The 17,446-nt window shown below is 60.8% G+C and carries 15 protein-coding genes; 6 read left to right on the forward strand and 9 right to left on the reverse strand.

The window, feature by feature from the left end:
- Positions 1-112 precede the first annotated feature (112 nt).
- The 3 genes from AB4P94_RS15045 to AB4P94_RS15055 all read right to left on the reverse strand — a co-directional run bounded on the left by AB4P94_RS15045 (position 113) and on the right by AB4P94_RS15055 (position 1,845).
- Positions 113-595, reverse strand: a complete 483-nt coding sequence (locus AB4P94_RS15045) for a hypothetical protein (protein WP_395611184.1) — start codon at positions 593-595, stop codon at positions 113-115.
- A gap of 276 nt (positions 596-871) precedes the next feature.
- A complete protein-coding gene (locus AB4P94_RS15050; RefSeq protein ID WP_071482924.1) occupies positions 872-1,096 on the reverse strand; it encodes a hypothetical protein in 225 nt (74 codons plus the stop codon).
- Positions 1,097-1,539: 443 nt separating this feature from the next.
- Positions 1,540-1,845, reverse strand: coding sequence for a hypothetical protein (locus tag AB4P94_RS15055; protein WP_395611185.1), 306 nt, complete (start codon positions 1,843-1,845; stop codon positions 1,540-1,542).
- Between the two features lie 472 nt (positions 1,846-2,317).
- Between AB4P94_RS15055 and AB4P94_RS15060 the strand changes: the two genes are divergently transcribed.
- Together AB4P94_RS15060 and rmuC are read left to right on the forward strand one after the other, a co-directional pair.
- The gene (locus AB4P94_RS15060) at positions 2,318-2,641 is read left to right on the forward strand and encodes a sel1 repeat family protein (protein WP_395611186.1); all 324 of its coding nucleotides are present in this window, start codon (positions 2,318-2,320) and stop codon (positions 2,639-2,641) included.
- A gap of 175 nt (positions 2,642-2,816) precedes the next feature.
- Positions 2,817-4,181, forward strand: a complete 1,365-nt coding sequence (rmuC, locus tag AB4P94_RS15065; protein ID WP_395611334.1) for a DNA recombination protein RmuC — start codon at positions 2,817-2,819, stop codon at positions 4,179-4,181.
- Positions 4,182-4,326: 145 nt separating this feature from the next.
- Here the strand turns inward: rmuC and AB4P94_RS15070 are convergent, their stop codons facing one another.
- From AB4P94_RS15070 to AB4P94_RS15080, 3 genes are all read right to left on the reverse strand, one after another.
- Positions 4,327-7,797: a NahK/ErcS family hybrid sensor histidine kinase/response regulator gene (locus AB4P94_RS15070; RefSeq protein WP_395611187.1), complete on the reverse strand. Its 3,471-nt coding sequence runs from the start codon at positions 7,795-7,797 to the stop codon at positions 4,327-4,329.
- Between the two features lie 219 nt (positions 7,798-8,016).
- Complete coding sequence (locus AB4P94_RS15075; RefSeq protein ID WP_395611188.1) at positions 8,017-8,406, reverse strand: YbaN family protein; 390 nt, start codon at positions 8,404-8,406, stop codon at positions 8,017-8,019.
- 20 nt (positions 8,407-8,426) lie between these two features.
- Positions 8,427-9,014, reverse strand: coding sequence for a UPF0149 family protein (locus AB4P94_RS15080; RefSeq protein WP_395611189.1), 588 nt, complete (start codon positions 9,012-9,014; stop codon positions 8,427-8,429).
- A 276-nt stretch (positions 9,015-9,290) separates the two neighbouring features.
- Here AB4P94_RS15080 and recQ point away from each other — a divergent pair, with 276 nt between their 5' ends.
- Together recQ and AB4P94_RS15090 are read left to right on the forward strand one after the other, a co-directional pair.
- A complete protein-coding gene (gene recQ / locus AB4P94_RS15085) occupies positions 9,291-11,420 on the forward strand; it encodes a DNA helicase RecQ (RefSeq protein WP_395611190.1) in 2,130 nt (709 codons plus the stop codon).
- Between the two features lie 121 nt (positions 11,421-11,541).
- The gene (locus AB4P94_RS15090; protein ID WP_395611191.1) at positions 11,542-11,976 is read left to right on the forward strand and encodes a MarR family transcriptional regulator; all 435 of its coding nucleotides are present in this window, start codon (positions 11,542-11,544) and stop codon (positions 11,974-11,976) included.
- Between the two features lie 190 nt (positions 11,977-12,166).
- On the opposite strand, the gene AB4P94_RS15095 is transcribed toward AB4P94_RS15090, so the two are convergent.
- A complete protein-coding gene (locus AB4P94_RS15095) occupies positions 12,167-14,356 on the reverse strand; it encodes a patatin-like phospholipase family protein (protein ID WP_395611192.1) in 2,190 nt (729 codons plus the stop codon).
- Positions 14,357-14,440: 84 nt separating this feature from the next.
- Between AB4P94_RS15095 and AB4P94_RS15100 the strand changes: the two genes are divergently transcribed.
- Complete coding sequence (locus tag AB4P94_RS15100) at positions 14,441-14,728, forward strand: SelT/SelW/SelH family protein (RefSeq protein ID WP_395611193.1); 288 nt, start codon at positions 14,441-14,443, stop codon at positions 14,726-14,728.
- 3 nt (positions 14,729-14,731) lie between these two features.
- Here AB4P94_RS15100 and AB4P94_RS15105 read toward each other — a convergent pair whose 3' ends face one another.
- Positions 14,732-15,616, reverse strand: coding sequence for a DMT family transporter (locus AB4P94_RS15105; RefSeq protein ID WP_395611194.1), 885 nt, complete (start codon positions 15,614-15,616; stop codon positions 14,732-14,734).
- A gap of 100 nt (positions 15,617-15,716) precedes the next feature.
- Positions 15,717-16,466: an AraC family transcriptional regulator gene (locus AB4P94_RS15110; protein ID WP_395611195.1), complete on the reverse strand. Its 750-nt coding sequence runs from the start codon at positions 16,464-16,466 to the stop codon at positions 15,717-15,719.
- Between the two features lie 137 nt (positions 16,467-16,603).
- Here AB4P94_RS15110 and AB4P94_RS15115 point away from each other — a divergent pair, with 137 nt between their 5' ends.
- Complete coding sequence (locus tag AB4P94_RS15115) at positions 16,604-17,413, forward strand: UDP-2,3-diacylglucosamine diphosphatase (RefSeq protein WP_395611196.1); 810 nt, start codon at positions 16,604-16,606, stop codon at positions 17,411-17,413.
- The last annotated feature ends 33 nt before the right edge of the window (positions 17,414-17,446 follow it).

A 17,446-nucleotide genomic window follows, 5' to 3' on the forward strand; every position in this document is an offset into this window, starting at 1 on the left:
GTAACAATAAATTTAAGTTAGCGCTATAGGCTGTAATGCTGGAGATAGAGCGGTTTTGTAGGACAATCAGACCAGATTCAGTGTTTTTTGCCGAATCTTGCAAAACGCCTGATCAACAAGTGACCTGATCCATGGTTGAGACACAGGTTTTCCAGGCCTGGGTGAAATCCCGCAGCCTTCCTTGTGGGTGAAATATTTCTTTCCAGATACGCGCCATGGCCACCACATCGCCGGGCGGTGGCAGGGCGGGGCGGTGTTGTTCCACCAGCAACCACGCAATGGCCGTGGCGTAGCGCAGGTTGACCGTGAGTTCGAGCTGAGGCGCGCTGAGGAACGCATGCTGGCTGGCCAGCCCGCGCACCAGGCTGGCGCGCTCGGGGTCCAGGGCCAGGTAATTGTCCCAGAGGGCGCGGTGGCGGGGTTCGGTGATGCTGTACAGGCCGTGGCCGCGCCGATCATGCAGAGCCGACCCCAGCTCCGACTGGCTGGCGGCAATGCCCAGCAGCAGGGATTCAGCAGTCTGGTCATGGCAGCCGAGGTACAGCAATGTCGGCCTGATCACATAACGACACAATTCGCTGGCGGCGATACCCATACAAGCCTCGATCCATGAAAGTGGTCGACGGTGCCTGAGAGGGGCTTGGCAGCTGTGAATCGGATCTCAGGCCCGTCGCAAGCGGATCACGCCGCTTGAGTTGAAGTGTAGTGTCATATTTGTGATGTAAAGGACTGTTTTTAAAACATCTTCTTCATTTAGTTATAACGTTTATATCTATTTGAACTTAGCGCCGGGGTTCAAAGCTTGAATGCCAGGCAATAAAAAACCCTGTGTTTTAAACAGGGTTTTTTGTGTTTCAGCCGCTCGGGTCGATCAGGCAGTCAGTGCCTGGCGGGTACGCTCGATCACGGCCTGCAGCGGCTCTGCGCTGGAGTATTGATCGGGGTACAGGCGTTCGCTGTGACGAGCGATGCCGTGTTCGTTGACCAGAGTGAAGCTGAAGCAGCCTTTGCGAGCGGCCATGATCAGGCAGTTCATTGGTGCAAAAGCGTTGGTGAGGGTGCGAATGGCATCCTGAGTGTGGATTTGAGTGGACATATTATTGGTGTTCCTACAAATGACACGGATAAGAACCGTGCAACGTTAAAACGTTCCAGTAACGCTGATCACCATTGATCAAACGAAGAACCCGACTGGAACAAAGCAGCCAGTTTGAAGCGCTGATAAGTTAGGCGCGCTTGGGCTGGCAGGTAGGTACTTAGGAGGGCAGGCAACACAACAGGGGCAAAGGTTCTGGGCCCGGGGTGAAGATCCTGATCAATTTGCAGGTTGGTTCGGTCAGAGTATTGAAACTTCGCGGCACCCTTTGCTTGTTCAAAGGCAGTGTCGTCGCAAGTGATACCTGGAAACCATCGAGGTGGTCGATCCCGTGTGGTTCAGGGGACTTGTTCGACCAGAATTGACTTTCAGCTTGGTACTAACGCTGCGGATAGTAACGGATTGAAACAAGGAAAGGAAGTGTGCTAGCCAAAAAACTTCAATCAGCTGCCCAACAACCCGCGATAGACCAGCACCGTGACTGCGGCTGCCAGCGAGCAGCCCAGCCCGTAGGCCGCAAGGGTCAGGCGCCAGGAGCGGCCGGCTTCGATAACCTGCATCACATCGCGCATGTCGTTGATCCGGCCTTCCCCCAACTCGATGCACAGGCTCACTGCCGTGAAAGCTGCCGACAACAGAATGGCGATGGCAAACAGCGCACCATCAGGGGAGGGCAGCGCTGCATTGATACCGAGCGAGGTCGCGCAGATGGCCAACAACAACAGCGCAAATAACAGAATTCCTTTCATCGTCGCCTACGGGTTGGTTGCGTCACGCATGCAGTTTGGTGGAGCAGTGTGGCGAGCCAGGACTGATTTGAAAAGGCCCGCGGTGTTTGCCCTGCGGTAACATTTTTTCGTCGTATTGAAGCAAAACGTGCCGGTGATATAACCGGTGGATGGGTACTTGTGCACATTAGTTGCGAGGTGTGTAACCACGCTGTCAACTGCCATGAAGCGCCGGCATTTGCCTGCAATGAAAATTTAAGTCAATGAAAAATATCGCTTTTTTTTATTGGTGAAAAAATCGTCAGTTTGACTGCGGCCCCCGTTCCATGGGGCTTTGCGCGAGTTAAAGGGGGGTTGTCCACTGACTTATCCACAGCTTCTGTGGATTGTCCCAAGCGCTTGCTCTAGAACGGGCGTGCAGGGTTTTTTCAGCTTTACCTGTACGAAAAAAAGAGTAGAGTGGCGCGCCTTCCGTTCTGTCCCACAGTGCTTTATGAAGTTTCGCTCAGTATCACCTTCTGTTACCGATACCCCTCAAACTGTTACCGCACCCAAGCGCTTTTCCTTGAAAGTCGCCTTGTGGCTGCTCGACAGCCCACGCCTGGGCCATAACACCAACGTTAAGCACTTTGCAGGGCGTTTGCTCAAGCAACCGGCTCGTGAGGGCGTGGTCGCTGCGCAAAGCCGTTTGGGTCAGTTGATGTGCCGTGAATGCGGCAACGCCCGAGACCGCCGCATCGGTCACGACCTGCTGCGCTCTGCTGCCCGTGCTGGCGACCGCTGTGCGCAACGGGAATTGGGTCAGGTCGAAGACTGAGCTGTCGTCTAGCCTTGTGCTCCGTTAACCTCTCCCTTTTTCGGTAATGGCAGAAATGGCTATGGCTTTTGACTGGACCAGTATTGCCCTGGGCCTTGCTGGTGCTGCAGTGCCATTGTTGGCGCTGTGTTGGCAGATCCAACGGCGGCTGAGCGCGCGCATGACGGGGTGGGAGTTGCTTGAAGAACGCCTGGCCACCGCGCAACTGGCCCAGGAAGGGCTCGCCGCCCAACTCGACGCCAGCCGCGACGAAATCAGCGACCTGAGCCACGCCAACGCGGCCAAACAGGCTGACCTGGCCGCCATGCGCCGTGAAGTCGAACTGCTGCAGGTCGACCGCGATAACGCCCGCGATGCAGCCCATGCCTGGAACCTCGACCGCAGCGCCAAGGAAACCGAACTGCGCCGCCTGGATGCGCTGTCTGCCGCGCTGCGCGCCGAACTGCGTGAACAACAGGAAAGCCATCAGCAGCGCCTCACTGACCTGCAAGGTTCGCGTGACGAGTTGCGTGCACAGTTCGCCGAATTGGCAGGCAAGATCTTCGATGAGCGCGAGCAGCGCTTTGCCGAAACCAGTCAGGAGCGGCTCGGGCAGTTGCTGGACCCGTTGAAAGAGCGGATTCAGTCGTTTGAAAAGCGTGTCGAAGAGAGTTACCAGAACGAAGCGCGTGAGCGCTTTTCCCTGGGCAAAGAGCTCGAACGCCTGCAGCAACTGAACCTGCGTCTGTCGGACGAGGCCACCAACCTGACCCGCGCGCTCAAAGGCCAAAAAACCCAGGGCAACTGGGGGGAGTTGATCCTTGAGCGAGTGCTGGAGCATGCCGGGCTGGAAAAGGGGCGCGAGTATCAGACGCAAGTGAGCTTGAAGGGCCCGGATGGCGAACGCTTCCAGCCGGACGTGTTGATTATGTTGCCGGGCGACAAGCAGGTAGTGGTCGACTCCAAGGTCAGCCTTACCGCCTATCAACAGTATGTCGGGGCCGATGACGACGTGATCGGCCAAGCCGCGTTGAAGCAGCACGTATTGTCCTTGCGTAATCACGTCAAAGGCTTGGCCGGCAAGGATTACAAGCGCCTGGAGGGGCTGCACAGCCTGGATTTCGTGCTGCTGTTCGTGCCGATCGAGGCGGCATTTTCCGCCGCGTTGCAGGCCGAGCCGAACCTCTTTCAGGAAGCGTTTGATCGCCATATTGTCATCGTCAGCCCGACGACCTTGCTGGCCACCCTGCGAGTGATCGACAGCCTGTGGAAGCAGGAGCGCCAGAGCCAGAATGCCCGCGAGATTGCCGAGCGTGCCGGTTGGCTGTACGACAAGTTTGTGCTGTTTATCCAGGACCTGGATGAGGTGGGCAATCGGCTGCAACAGTTGGATAAAGCCTACAGCGCGGCGCGAAACAAGCTGACGGACGGGCGCGGAAACCTGGTCAGTCGTACCGAGCAATTGCGCTTGCTGGGCGCTCGCGCGAGTAAGAGCCTGCCGGCTGATTTGCTGGAGAAGGCGATGACCGATTCAGATGGCGTGGCGCATTTGCCCGAGTAGGCTGTGGTCCCGGTGGGAGGCTTGTGTGGGAGCTGGCTTGCCTGCGATGGCATCACCGCGGTGTCACTGAAAGACCGAGGTGCCTGCATCGCAGGCAAGCCAGCTCCCACACAAACCAGCTTGCAAAGATCTCGACCAAGTCTTCCTACAGCGGCAAATGCCGGCTCAACAGCGCCCGCAGCGCCGCCGGTTTCACCGGCTTGGCCAGGTAACCCAGCCCCGCCGCATGCACTTCGGCCACCATCTCCGGGCGCCCGTCGGCACTGATCACCACGCCGGGTATTGGCTCTGCCAATTGTGCGCGTAACCAGCCCATCAGCTCGGTGCCGGTTTCACCGTGGTCCAGGTGGTAATCCACCAGCGCGAGTTGCGGGCGCACGCCGTCGGCCAGCAGCGCCGCACATTGCGCCTGGTCGGTGGCGGTCCACACTTCGCAGCCCCAGCGCGTGAGCAGGCTGCGCATGCCGATCAGGATGCTCTCTTCATTATCCACGCACAGTACCTGCGCACCCCTTAGCGGCAGGCCATTGTCCTGCGGGGCTTTGGCTTGCGGGCTGACCTGGTTGCGCGCCAGCGGCACACGCACGCTGAACACGCTGCCCTTGCCCGGCCACGAGCGCACGCTCAAACGGTGGCCCAGCACGCGACACAGGCCGTCGGCAATCGCGAGGCCCAGGCCCAGGCCTTTTTCCGCGCGGGTCTGATGACTGTCCAGGCGTTTGAATTCTTCGAAGATCACCTTCTGTTTATCCAGCGGAATGCCCGGGCCACGGTCCCAGACTTCCAGGCACAGTTCGTTCTTGCGCCTGCGCACGCCGAGCAGCACCGGACCGTCCGCATAGCGAAAGGCGTTGGTCAGAAAGTTCTGCAAAATCCGTCGGAGCAGTTTGATGTCACTGTCCACCCTTAAACGGCTACCGCGCAGGCGAAAGCGCAGGCCTTGCTCTTGCGCCTGCGCTTTGAACTCGGCGCCGAGGGTGTCGAACAGTTCGTTGAGGACAAACGGCTGGCGCTGCGGGTTGATCTTGCCGTTCTCCAGGCGCGAGATATCCAGCAAGTCGCTGATCAAGTCTTCAGCGGAACGCAGCGAACTGTCGAGGTGCTGCACCAACTGGCGGGCCTCGCCTGACAAGCCGTCGTTCTGGTGGGAGAGGGCGGCGGAAAACAGTCGTGCGGCGTTCAGTGGCTGCATCAAGTCGTGGCTGACGGCCGCCAGAAAACGCGTCTTCGATTGGCTGGCAGATTCGGCCACACCCTTGGCATCCGTCAGCGCCACATTCAGTTGTGACAGTTCATGAGTGCGCTCGGCCACCCGTTGCTCCAGGCCTTCGTTCGCCTCCGTCAGTGCTTGCTCGGCCTCACGGAACGCGGTGATGTCGGTAAAACTCATGACAAAACCGCCGCCGGGCATCGGGTTGCCGATCAGCTCGATCACGCGGCCATTGGGAAACAAGCGCTCGGAGGTATGCGCGCGGCCCTGGCGCATCCAGTGCAGGCGTCGCGCGACATGCACTTCGGCTTCCCCCGGGCCACACAGGCCACGCTCGGCGTTGTAGCGAATGATGTCGGCGATGGGGCGGCCCACGCTGATCAAACCGTCGGGGTAGTTGAACAATTCCAGGTAGCGCCGGTTCCACGCCACCAGCTTCAGCGACTGATCGACCACGCTGATGCCCTGGGTGATGTTTTCGATAGCGCCTTGCAGCAATGCCCGGTTGAACTGCAGCACTTCGGAGGCTTCGTCGGCAATCCGTACGACGTCTTCCAATTGCATTTCCCGACCTTCAATCGCGGCTTTTACTACAGCACGCGTCGAAGAGGCGCCGAGCACGCCGGCCAGCAAGCGTTCGGTGTGAGCGATCCAGTCGTTGTCGGCATTCTGGTTGGGGTTGAAGCCTTTGCCTTGGCGATAGGCGAAGCGAATAAAGCTCTGCTGGGCGCGTTCTTCACCGACAAAACGTGCCGCCAGGCTGAGCAGGTCGCTGATTTGCACCGACAACATCGAACGGGCGCTGGCGCGCTGGCTGATTTCCTGGCCGATGAATCGCCCGGCCTGCCAGTGTTCGGAGACCCGTGTGCGCGACAGCATCGAAACCCACACGAACAGTGTGAAGTTGCCCGCCAGCGAGAACACGGTGCCCAACGTCAACGAGGTCACGGACAGGCCAAACGGGTGGGAATGCATCCAGGTGAGGCCGGGGAAGAGGCTGAGCGACCAGCCCAGGCTTTTCGCCGTGACAGGCAGAACCAGGGTGTAGAACCACAGGAATGTGCCTGCCGCCAGCCCGGCAAACACGCCGCGCCGGTTGGCCTGCTTCCAGTACAGTGCGCCGAGCATCGCTGGCGCCAGTTGGGTCACGGCCGCAAAGGCAATCTGGCCGATGGTCGCCAGGCTCGCGGTGGAGCCGAGCAACCGGTAGCTCACGTAGGCCAGCAGCAGGATGATCACAATGCTGACGCGGCGCACCGACAGCATCCAGTGGCGGAACACTTCGAACGGCCGCTCGGCGCTGGAGCGGCGCAGCAGCCAGGGCAGCAACATGTCGTTGGAGACCATGGTCGACAAGGCGATGCTGGCCACGATCACCATGCCGGTCGCCGCCGATGCACCGCCGATAAACGCCAGCACGGCGAGGGCGGGATGGGCCTCGGCCATGGGCAGGCTGATGACGTAGGAGTCTGGCAGCACCGAGCTGGGCAGCATCATCTTGCCGCCCAGGGCAATGGGGATCACGAACAGCGCAGCGAGGATCAAGTACGCCGGGAACACCCACTTGGCCAGGCGTAAATCCTGCGGGTCGATATTTTCCACCACGGTGACATGGAACTGCCTGGGCAAGCAGATGATTGCCATCATCGCCACGCCGGTTTGCACCACCATCGACGGCCAGTTGATCGTCTCTTGCCAGTACTCTTCCAGGCGCGGCGCGAGCATCGCCTGGCTGAACAGGTCGCCGAAACCGTCGTACAGGCCGTAGGTCACAAACGCGCCGACGGCGAGAAAAGCGAACAGCTTGACCAGGGATTCAAATGCGATTGCCAGCACCATGCCACGGTGGTGCTCGGTGGCGTCGAGGTTGCGTGTGCCGAAGACAATCGTGAACAGCGCCAGCACCAGCGATACGATCAAGGCGGTGTCCTGTGCGCGGGTGCCGGTGGTGTCGGCGCCCGCACCGATCAACAGGTTCACCCCCAGCACGATGCCTTTGAGTTGCAAGGCAATGTAGGGCAGCACGCCGACCAGGCAGATCAGCGCCACCACCACGGCCAGGGATTGGGATTTGCCGTAGCGTGCGGCGATGAAGTCAGCGATGGAGGTGATGTTTTCCTGCTTGCTGATCAGAATCATCTTCTGCAGCACCCAGGGGGCCAGCACGAGCAGCAGAACCGGTCCGAGGTAAATCGGCAAAAACGCCCACAGCTGTTCGGCCGCTTGGCCTACAGCGCCGAAGAAGGTCCAGCTGGTGCAGTAAACGGCCAGCGACAGGCTGTACACCCACGCACGCATACGCGGCGGCAGCGGCGCACGGCGGCGGTCACCGTAAAAGGCGATGGCAAACATAATGGCCATATAGGCCAGGGCAACGGCGGCGATCAGCCCGCTGGACAGCGTCATGGTAACTCCGAGCATAAGAACGCCCGGGCATTCCAGGCCCGGTTGGACAGTCTCGCATGATGCCTGGGGTTAGTCAGTGTCGACCAAGGTCGTGTGCGTGGCTTTTGTGGGAGCAGCTTGTGTGGGAGCCGGGCTTGCCCGCGATAGCATCGCTGCAGTGCAACTGATGCAGCGAGGTGATTGCATCGCAGGCAAGCCAGCTCCCACAAAAGCCAGGTCCTATCGTTCGCGGGGAGGCAGGGTTTTCTGACGCAGAATGTAGATCGTCACCAGTACAGCGCTGGTCAACATGAACCCGCGTGCCCACGGCAGGGGCACCAGGTAGCAGGAGAAACCAATGCTCAGCCACATCAGGCCAATGGCGTAGACCTTGCCCTTGAGCGGAATGCCATTGCCGTCGAGATAATCACGAATCCACGGCCCCAGGCGCGGGTGTTCGACCAGCCACTGGTAAAAGCGTGGGGAGCTTCGAGCGAAGCAGGCGGCGGCGAGCAGAAGGAAAGGCGTGGTCGGGAGCACCGGCAGGAAGATGCCGATCACTCCCAACGCTACGCTCAGCCAGCCGATGGCCAGCAGCCCGTAGCGCAGGAGCAGCGAGCGGTTGCCCATGGGTGTCACGGGCAAACGACTCAGTGGTGACGTGGCTTGAGAATCGCCGGTTTTTCATCAGGTGCGTTGCACAGCAGGTACAGCGCGGTCAGGGCTTCCGGGATCTGTACGATCATGTCGTCCATCAGGTTGGCGTCGGCGGCGATGTCGGAGAATTCCGGCTGGTCGTCGAACAGGCCCGAACCGACCATGATCGGCAGCAGCATTTCGCTGACTTCTTCCTCGGCGGTTTCGAACCAGGCGGCTTCACGCAGGAACACGCCTTCCATGAAACCGATGCACCAGCCGCGCAGGTCGGAGTCGTCCGGCTCTTCGCCCAGGTCCAGCTCGCAAGGCAGTTCGAACTCTTCGTCGGAGGCCAGTTGGCGACCGATGTGGGCCTTGAGGGCCAGCAGGGTGGATTCGATTTCTTCGCGCTGGGCGGCGTCGGCGTAATGGGGTTCTTCAGCGAACAGGGCGTCGATCCACTCACGGTCCGGCACGATGTCGGAACAGATCGACAGGGCGGTCAGATAGCCGTGGGCGGCCACGTAGTCCAGCGCCTCGTCATGCAGCTCATCGGCGTCGAGGAAGGCTTGCAGGCGGGTTAGTTGCTCAGCGAAGGACATTGACGGATTACCTTGGGAATAAACGATGCTGAATTCTAGGCGTTCTTGAGCGCCCAGGCCAGCCGCCATGCAGATTTGCCAGGTTTTAGAGACGGGCTGCAATTCGTCAGCGGTGCCCTTTGCCGAAGGTTGCTCGGGTATACTGCCGCGTTTTGTGATGCCCCTGCAGGCCGAGCGCCACCCCGGGAAAACTTCGCTTACGGATTATTTCCCGTGACCCGGTGTTTTTTCGGCCAGCCTGTACAGAGGGATTTCGGCACCATTTTGGAGTTTTACATGCTCGAGCAGGCTCAACGCGTCCTCAAGGACATCTTCGGCTACGACAGTTTTCGTGGCCGCCAGGGTGCGATCATTGAGCGCGTGGCCAGTGGCGGTGATGCCCTGGTGCTGATGCCTACCGGCGGCGGCAAATCGCTGTGCTTCCAGGTTCCGGCGCTGTTGCGTAATGGCTTGGCGGTGGTGGTGTCGCCGTTGATTGCATTGATGGACGATCAGGTGGCCACCCTTGAAGAACTGGGGGTTGCCGCTGCGTCCTTGAACTCCACGCTCAGCGCCGAGCAGCAGCGCGACCTGGCGGCGCGGATCAAGCGCGGCGAAGTGAAGATGCTCTATCTGGCCCCCGAGCGCCTGGTGCAGCCGCGCATGCTGGCCTTCCTGCAGAGCCTGGAAATTGCGCTGTTCGCCATCGACGAAGCTCACTGTGTGTCGCAATGGGGCCATGATTTCCGTCGTGAATATTTGCAGCTGGGGCAACTCGCCGAGCTGTTCCCCGACGTGCCACGCATCGCGCTGACCGCCACTGCCGACAAACGGACCCGCGAAGAAATCGTCGAGCGCCTGCATTTGCAGAATGCCGAGCGCTTCCTGTCGAGCTTCGACCGTCCGAATATTTTCTACCGCATCGTGCCCAAGGAGCAGCCGCGCAAGCAATTGCTGGCCTTCCTGTCCGAGCGGCGCAGCGATGCGGGCATCGTCTATTGCCTGTCACGCAAGAAGGTCGATGAGGTCGCCGCATTCCTGTGCGAGCAGGGCTACCCGGCGCTGCCGTACCACGCGGGTTTGCCCAACGAAACGCGCTCGGCTCATCAGAAGCGCTTCCTCAACGAGGAAGGCTTGATCATGGTGGCCACCATCGCGTTCGGCATGGGCATCGACAAATCCAACGTGCGTTTTGTTGCGCACATGGACCTGCCCAAATCCCTTGAGGCTTATTACCAGGAAACCGGTCGGGCCGGTCGTGACGGTCTGCCGGCAGATGCCTGGATGGTCTACGGCCTGCAAGACGTGGTGATGCTCAAGCAGATGTTGCAAAACTCCGAGGGCGACGAGCGCCATAAGCGTCTGGAGCAACACAAGCTCGATGCCATGCTGTCGCTGTGTGAAGAGACCCGCTGCCGCCGGCAAACGCTGCTGGCGTACTTCGATGAGGACATGCCTGAACCTTGCGGGCACTGCGATAACTGTACCGATGGCGTGCAAACCTGGGATGCGACCGAGCCAGCGCGGCAGGCCTTGTCCGCCATTCACCGCACCGGCCAGCGCTACGGCGTGGGCCACCTGGTGGATGTGTTGCTGGGTAAGGACAACGAAAAAATACGCAGCTTCGGCCACGAAAAGCTCTCGGTCTACGGCATTGGCAAGGCCCGCGCTGAAGGCGAATGGCGCTCGTTGTTCCGGCAAATGGTTGCGCGCAACCTGGTCGACATCGACATCGAAGGCTATGGCGGGCTGCGCTTGAATGACAGTTGCCGGCCGTTGCTCAAGGGCGAAGTGAGCCTTGAGCTGCGCCGCGACCTCAAGCCGCAAACCACCGCCAAGAGCAGCAGCACCAGCCAGGCCAGCCAATTGGTGCGTGGCGAAGAGCGCGAACAGTGGGAAGCCTTGCGCACCCTACGGCGCAAACTGGCGCAGGAGCACAGCGTGCCGCCTTACGTCATTTTCCCCGACTCCACCTTGCTGGAGATGCTGCGTGAACAGCCGACCACTATGGCCGAGATGGCCAGGGTCAGCGGCGTCGGTGCACGCAAGCTGGAACGTTACGGCCAGGCCTTCCTCGAAGTGCTCGGCGGGCAGGCCGAAGCGCCGAAGGAAGTGGCCGATATTCGCCACGAGCTGATCAGTCTGGCGCGCGCGGGCATGACCCCGATCCAGATTGCTGGCCAACTGCAATGCTCGGAAAAGAACGTGTACACCTTGCTCGCCGAATCCATCGGCAAACAGCAGTTGTCGTTGGAGCAAGCCCTTGATCTGCCTGAAGATCTGCTGGGTGAAATTCAGGATGCCTTCCTTGATGGGGAAGGCGAATTGCCAGCAGTTACGGAGATCGCGCCGCTGTTTACCGGGCGCGTTCCAGAGGGCGTTTTGTACTGTGTGCGTGCTGCTTTGCAGTCCGAATTCGAAATTTAGTGCGCCAATTGCGACAATGTAACGAATCAGTACATAGCGACACTTGCCTACTGGCATGGCTCATGCTTAGCTGACTAATAATTAGCCACACTTTATTTTCAGTCTAAAAAATGAGTTTTTTATGTCGTTAACCGATCAACACCGTTTTGGCATGCAGTTGGCGCAAATGTCGCGAGGTTGGCGCGCCGAGCTGGACCGCCGCCTGGCGGGGCTGGGGTTGTCCCAGGCACGTTGGCTGGTGCTGTTGCACCTGGCCCGTTTCGATGATGCACCGACCCAGCGGGAATTGGCGCAAAGCGTTGGAGTGGAGGGGCCGACCCTCGCCCGGCTGCTCGACAGCCTGGAAGGCCAGGGCCTGGTGCAGCGCCAGGCGGTGGTGGAAGACCGCCGCGCCAAGCGTATTTTGCTGTGTGACACGGCCCGGCCATTGATCGAGCAGATTGAAACCATTGCCACGGCCCTGCGCCATGAGTTGTTTGTGGGTGTTGATGAAGCAGACTTGAGCGTGTGCATGCGCGTGCATGGGCACATTCTGGCGAACCTGGAAAAACCCTGATCCTGTCGGGAGGGCTCGTTGTGGCGAGGGAGCTTGCTCCCGCTGGGCTGCGTAGCAGCCCCAAAGCCAGTCACCCTGGTCTATGTGGACAAAACGCGATTATTTCTTTAGGGCCGCTTCGCGCCCCAGCGGGAGCAAGCTCCCTCGCCACAAAAAGCCCGCTCCCCCATTTGGTTCCGTGTTCGGGGTTTTAGAAGGTCTGACCCAGGTTCAAATACACCGCCTGCTCATTGGCATCATTGAACCCGTAGCTGAAATTCAGCGGCCCCAACGGTGTATCAAACCCCAAGAAAATACTCGCAGCGTTGATATATCCGCTGTCGAACTGGTTGTCATTGTTCCACGCCCGGCCCCGTTCCACCGAGGCCCCCAGGTACAGCGGGAAGTCCAGCGGCAGGTACGAGCGAGGCGTCAGCCGACGGTAGTACACCGCGCGCATCAGGGCGATGTTCTGCCCCGAAATAGCATCTTCGCGAAAGCCTGACAGCTGCCGCGCACCACCCAGCAGGAAGCTGGAAATCACCACGTCGGATTTGTCCAGGGTGCGCCCGTAACGGCCGCCCAGTATCAGCGTGTCCGGGCCGTGGCTCATGGCCTTGTCCAGCTTGAACTCCCATTGACGGTAGCGCTGGTCCGAACCCAGGCCGGGTTCGAATTCACGAAAGGCCAGGCCGATGTCTTCGCCCGTATGGGGGAAGTACACGTTATCCAGGGAGTCGAAGGAGTATTTCAGCTCATAAAAGCCTTCGCTGAAGCTCACGCTGGGAAGGTCGCGGTCGCCAATGCGCACGTCCGCCTTGCCCCAGGCTTCGCCGACGCCGAAGCGGATTTCGCCGCTGGTGCCGATCTGCCGCCCCACGTTCAAGCCAAAACCGTAACGTTCCAGGCGATATTCGGAGATGGGGTCGTTGTCCAGAATCAGTTCAACATTCTGCGCCTGGGCACTGATATAGGGCGCGACAAAGTAGCGTGAGCCGGTATCCAGCGGCTGGTAGAACTCGCTGTAGAGCTCCTGGCGATCGCCGATCTGCACCCGCGTCAACCACTCGGCGCCGAGACGGTTGATGCCGTTCATGCGGTAGCTGGCGCCGAGGTTGAAGGCGCTGTCACCGCGCATGTCATCCGACAGGTTCAGGCCCAGGCGCAGGTAATCGGTGCCGGCACGTTTGCCGCGTGCGCTGATCACCAAGGTGTTGTCCTGGCCTTTTTTCACCACGCGGTATTGCACCTGCTCGAAGTAGTCCAGCCCGTACAGGGTGCCCATGTCGGTTTGCAGGCGGCCCAGGTTCAGCGGCTCGCCCAGGGTCTGGCGGATGTAGTAGCGGATCACGTCGTCGCTGACTTTGGAGTCGTTTTCCACTTTGATCGCGGTGATCACCGGGGTGCGTTCCCCCGGGGTGCGTGCGGCCACCAGTTCCGGGTCGATCGGTTGGGCTGGGCGCAGATGGGCCAGGCGCAGGTCGAGGGCACGGGTGGCGCGGTAACCGGCATCGATCATGTCCTTGGCGCGCCCGAAGTCCGTCACCCCGTAGGCCGCCAGCGGCGGCTGGATCAACACGTCCTTGGGGTGCAGCGCCTTGAGTTGTTCTTCGGAGTTGCGCCGGGTCATCAGCGTGATGGATTGGTTCAGCACGTCCACCACGGTGTTCAACTGTTTACGTGAGCGCAGCGGCGTGCCGATATCGACCACGATGGCAATGTCGACACCCATCTCCCGCGCCACATCCAGCGGGATGTTGTCGGTCATGCCGCCGTCCACCAACAGCCGGCCGTCCAGTTCCACCGGGGCGAATACGGCCGGGATCGACATGCTGGCGCGAATCACCTGGGGCAGGTGGCCCTTGTTGAACACCACTTTTTCACCCGTGGTGATGTCGGTGGCCACGGCGCGAAACGGAATCGGCAGTTTGTCGAAGTTCCGCGTGTTACTGCTGTGGGCGAACATGCTTTCCAGCAGCAGGGCAAGGTTCTGACCCTGGATCACGCCGAGTGGCAGGCCGAGGCTGCCGTCGTCGCGGAAGCTGAGCTTTTGTTTGACCAGGAAATCCCGGTCATCCTGTTTACGCCGAAACGGCACGTCTTCCCGTGGCGGCGCGTCGGATAGCGCCTGCTGCCAGTCGATATTCAGCGCCAGTTTCTCAAGCTCATCGATCTTGTAGCCCGACGCATACAGCCCGCCAATCACCGCGCCCATGCTGGTACCGGCAATGGCGTCGATCTGGATGCCTTGTTCCTCAAGGGCCTTGAGCACGCCGATATGCGCCAGGCCACGGGCGGCGCCGCCGGACAGCACCAGGCCGATTTTCGGGCGGGGTGCTTCAACCGCGTCGGCGAGGAGGGGGATCAGGCACAGAAACAGGCAGGACAGCAGGCGGCGCATCATGAATCTCGGGGCTGGGCGATAAAGGCCGGTATTATAGCCACCCGATCCACCGAGCCTGTTATGCCAGGAGCCTCTCAAATTATGTCTGCAAGCAAACCCGAAATCGTCATCACCTATTGCACCCAGTGCCAATGGTTGCTGCGCGCGGCGTGGCTGGCTCAGGAATTATTGAGCACCTTCAGCGACGACCTGGGCCGCGTGGCGCTGGAACCGGCCACCGGCGGTGCGTTCCGCATCACCTGCGATGGTGTGCAGATCTGGGAGCGCAAGGCGGACGGTGGCTTTCCGGAGGCCAAGGTGCTCAAGCAGCGCGTGCGTGATCAGATCGACCCGCAGCGGAACCTGGGGCACAACGACCGCACGGTGTGATGATCAGGCGGTGGCCGCCGGTTGCTTGGCCTGGCTGGCGCCTCCCGTCAAGCCGGACAGCACGATGGCGACGATGATCAGCGCGCCGCCGAGCAGCATGCGCAAGGTCGGGGTTTCAGCGAACAGCAGCCAGGCCACGGTGATGCCGTAAAGCGGCTCCATGGCGAACACCACCGACGCAGTGCGCGCCTTGATCACCGCGAGGCTGGCGACAAACAGGCTGTGGGCCACGCCGGTGCAGAACACCCCGAGCAGCCCGATCCATAACCAGTCAATCGTGCGCACCTCCGCCAGCCCTGGCGCTGCCACGGGCAACAGGCAGACGGCGACCACCACGTTCTGGCACAGCGCCGCTTGCACCGCCGGAATCCGCCCGGCGCTGGCGCGATTGTTCAATGACAATAAAGAGAACAACAGCCCCGACGCGATGCCCCACAGCAACCCGCCCGTGGCTTCGCTGGCGAGGTTGAAGTCCGGCGTGACCAGCACCAGGCCAACGGTAACCAAGGCCACCAGCACGACTTCGTTGGCGCGAATGCGTTCGCGGAAGATCAACCCTTCAAGGATCACGGTAAAGGCCGGGAAGGCGGTAAACCCGAGGGTGGCCACCGCCACGCCCGCGACTTTGACGGCAATGAAAAACGTCACCCAATGCGCCGCCAGCAGCACGCCGCTGATCAGCAGCCGGCGCCAGTCGCGCATCTCCAGTTGTTTCCAGGGCGCATTACTGGCAAACCGCGCAAATACCGCTAGGGCGACGACGGCAAAGGCGGCGCGGCCAAACACGATAATGGCCGGCGACGCGGCCGCCAGCTTGCCGAATACGCCGGTGAGGCCAAACATCAATGCGCCGATATGCAGGGCGCCGAGGGCTGAGCGGGGAGTCATTGCGATCCTTGAAGCTGCGGGGTGTCAGAAGTCGCAGTCTAGAGCGTGGCGGGGGGGAGCGTCTGTCGTCCGGCTCGCGATTTTTATCGCGAGGCTCTTCCTATGACGCCCGCCGCAGTGCGCCGGGGGAGGCGCCAAACTCACGCAGCATCGCCGCGGCAAACGCACTTTGCGAACTGTAGCCGACGCGGTCGGCGACTTCGCCGATAGGCAGGGGCGTTTCTCGCAGCAGCTTCAAGGCCATTTTCAGGCGATGACTGCGGATGTAGTCCATCGGTGTCTGCCCGCATTCGGCCATGAAGCGCGCATGCAAACGCGCTACGGAGAGGTCGGCAAGCCGCGCGAGGTCCGCCACCTGCAGCGGGTGCGCGGCGTGCCGCTCGATATGTGCGTTGAACGCCGCATAGGGCAGACGCCGCCCCGGCAGCGGCTGGGCCAGGGGATGGTTGAGGCTGGCCAGCAACAGCACGGCGCCTTGCTGGACAATCAGCGGGTCATCCACCGGGCTGTGCGCCAGCCATTGCACCAACTGGCTTTGTCGCGAGTCCAGCGTCAGCCGCGCAGGTTGATCGAGCAGGCGGCGGCTGGCATCGGCATGTTCGCCCAGCGATTGCAGCACCCAGTGTTCGGTGGGCACATCCAGCACCAGGCAACGGCTACCGTCGCGGCTGCCGCAGGCATGGTGTGCCGAGAAGGGCAAAATCATCACGCTGCTTTCGTGCACCTGGCTGCCACGGCCATCCACTTCCAGATCCAGGTGCCCGGACAGGCCGAACACCAGCTGCGCATGGTCGTGGCTGTGGGCGAGGGGCGCTTCGATGTAGTGGCGCAGTGTGAGGGTCGGGCTCATCACGGTCTCCTGGGCTGCAGGCCGCCAGTCTACAACGCTTCGCGAGCTTTGAGCGCTGTCATCAGACTGACGCGAAGTTGTCATGGGCTATTAACTGCCGGGGCGCAAGCTCGCGAAAACACCGTCGAGGGATGCCCATGACCAGTGCCGAGTTCGCCAAACCCAGCCGCAAACAACGGGTTCGTACCCTGTGGATTTCCGACGTGCACCTGGGCACCCGGGATTGCCAGGCCGAACACCTGTCGCAATTCCTCAAGGGCTACCATGCCGATAAGGTCTACCTGGTGGGCGACATCATCGACGGCTGGAAAATGCGTGGCGGCATGTATTGGCCCCAGGCCCACACCAACGTGATCCGTCGCCTGCTGACCATGGCCAAGCGCGGCACCGAGGTGATCTACGTCACCGGTAACCACGACGAATTCCTGCGCCGCTATTCCAAGCTGATCCTGGGCAACATCCAATTGGTGGATGAGGCGGTGCACGTCACTGCCGATGGCCGGCATTTGCTGGTGATCCACGGCGACCAGTTTGATGTGATCACCCGCTACCATCGCTGGCTGGCGTTTCTGGGCGATTCGGCCTACGAGTTCACCCTCACACTGAACCGCTGGCTGAACCACTGGCGCGCGCGTTATGGCTACGGCTACTGGTCGCTGTCGGCTTACCTCAAGCACAAGGTGAAGACGGCGGTGAGCTTTATCAGTGATTTCGAAGAAGCCATCGCCCATGAAGTGACCAAGCGTGAGTTGCATGGCGTGGTGTGCGGGCACATTCACCATGCCGAGATTCGCAAGGTGGGCGAGGTGGATTATCTCAATTGCGGGGATTGGGTGGAGTCGTGCACGGCGTTGATCGAGCACTGGGACGGGAGCATCGAGCTGTACCGGTTGGCGGATGCGCAGGCGAAAGAGGCGCAGTTGAAAGCCGAGGTGGTCACAGGCTAAAGCCGGACCTAGTCCAAATGTGGGAGCGGGCTT

Source organism: Pseudomonas sp. B22129, from assembly GCF_044218875.1.
In the GTDB taxonomy this organism is placed as follows: domain Bacteria; phylum Pseudomonadota; class Gammaproteobacteria; order Pseudomonadales; family Pseudomonadaceae; genus Aquipseudomonas.

Coding starts and splice junctions, on each gene's coding strand:
- AB4P94_RS15045 (WP_395611184.1), bottom strand. CDS start 595: ATGGGTATCGCCGCCAGCGAATTGTGTCGTTATGTGATCAGGCCGACA.
- AB4P94_RS15050 (WP_071482924.1), bottom strand. CDS start 1,096: ATGTCCACTCAAATCCACACTCAGGATGCCATTCGCACCCTCACCAAC.
- AB4P94_RS15055 (WP_395611185.1), bottom strand. CDS start 1,845: ATGAAAGGAATTCTGTTATTTGCGCTGTTGTTGTTGGCCATCTGCGCG.
- AB4P94_RS15060 (WP_395611186.1), top strand. CDS start 2,318: ATGAAGTTTCGCTCAGTATCACCTTCTGTTACCGATACCCCTCAAACT.
- AB4P94_RS15070 (WP_395611187.1), bottom strand. CDS start 7,797: ATGACGCTGTCCAGCGGGCTGATCGCCGCCGTTGCCCTGGCCTATATG.
- AB4P94_RS15075 (WP_395611188.1), bottom strand. CDS start 8,406: ATGGGCAACCGCTCGCTGCTCCTGCGCTACGGGCTGCTGGCCATCGGC.
- AB4P94_RS15080 (WP_395611189.1), bottom strand. CDS start 9,014: ATGTCCTTCGCTGAGCAACTAACCCGCCTGCAAGCCTTCCTCGACGCC.
- recQ (WP_395611190.1), top strand. CDS start 9,291: ATGCTCGAGCAGGCTCAACGCGTCCTCAAGGACATCTTCGGCTACGAC.
- AB4P94_RS15090 (WP_395611191.1), top strand. CDS start 11,542: ATGTCGTTAACCGATCAACACCGTTTTGGCATGCAGTTGGCGCAAATG.
- AB4P94_RS15095 (WP_395611192.1), bottom strand. CDS start 14,356: ATGCGCCGCCTGCTGTCCTGCCTGTTTCTGTGCCTGATCCCCCTCCTC.
- AB4P94_RS15100 (WP_395611193.1), top strand. CDS start 14,441: ATGTCTGCAAGCAAACCCGAAATCGTCATCACCTATTGCACCCAGTGC.
- AB4P94_RS15105 (WP_395611194.1), bottom strand. CDS start 15,616: ATGACTCCCCGCTCAGCCCTCGGCGCCCTGCATATCGGCGCATTGATG.
- AB4P94_RS15110 (WP_395611195.1), bottom strand. CDS start 16,466: ATGAGCCCGACCCTCACACTGCGCCACTACATCGAAGCGCCCCTCGCC.
- AB4P94_RS15115 (WP_395611196.1), top strand. CDS start 16,604: ATGACCAGTGCCGAGTTCGCCAAACCCAGCCGCAAACAACGGGTTCGT.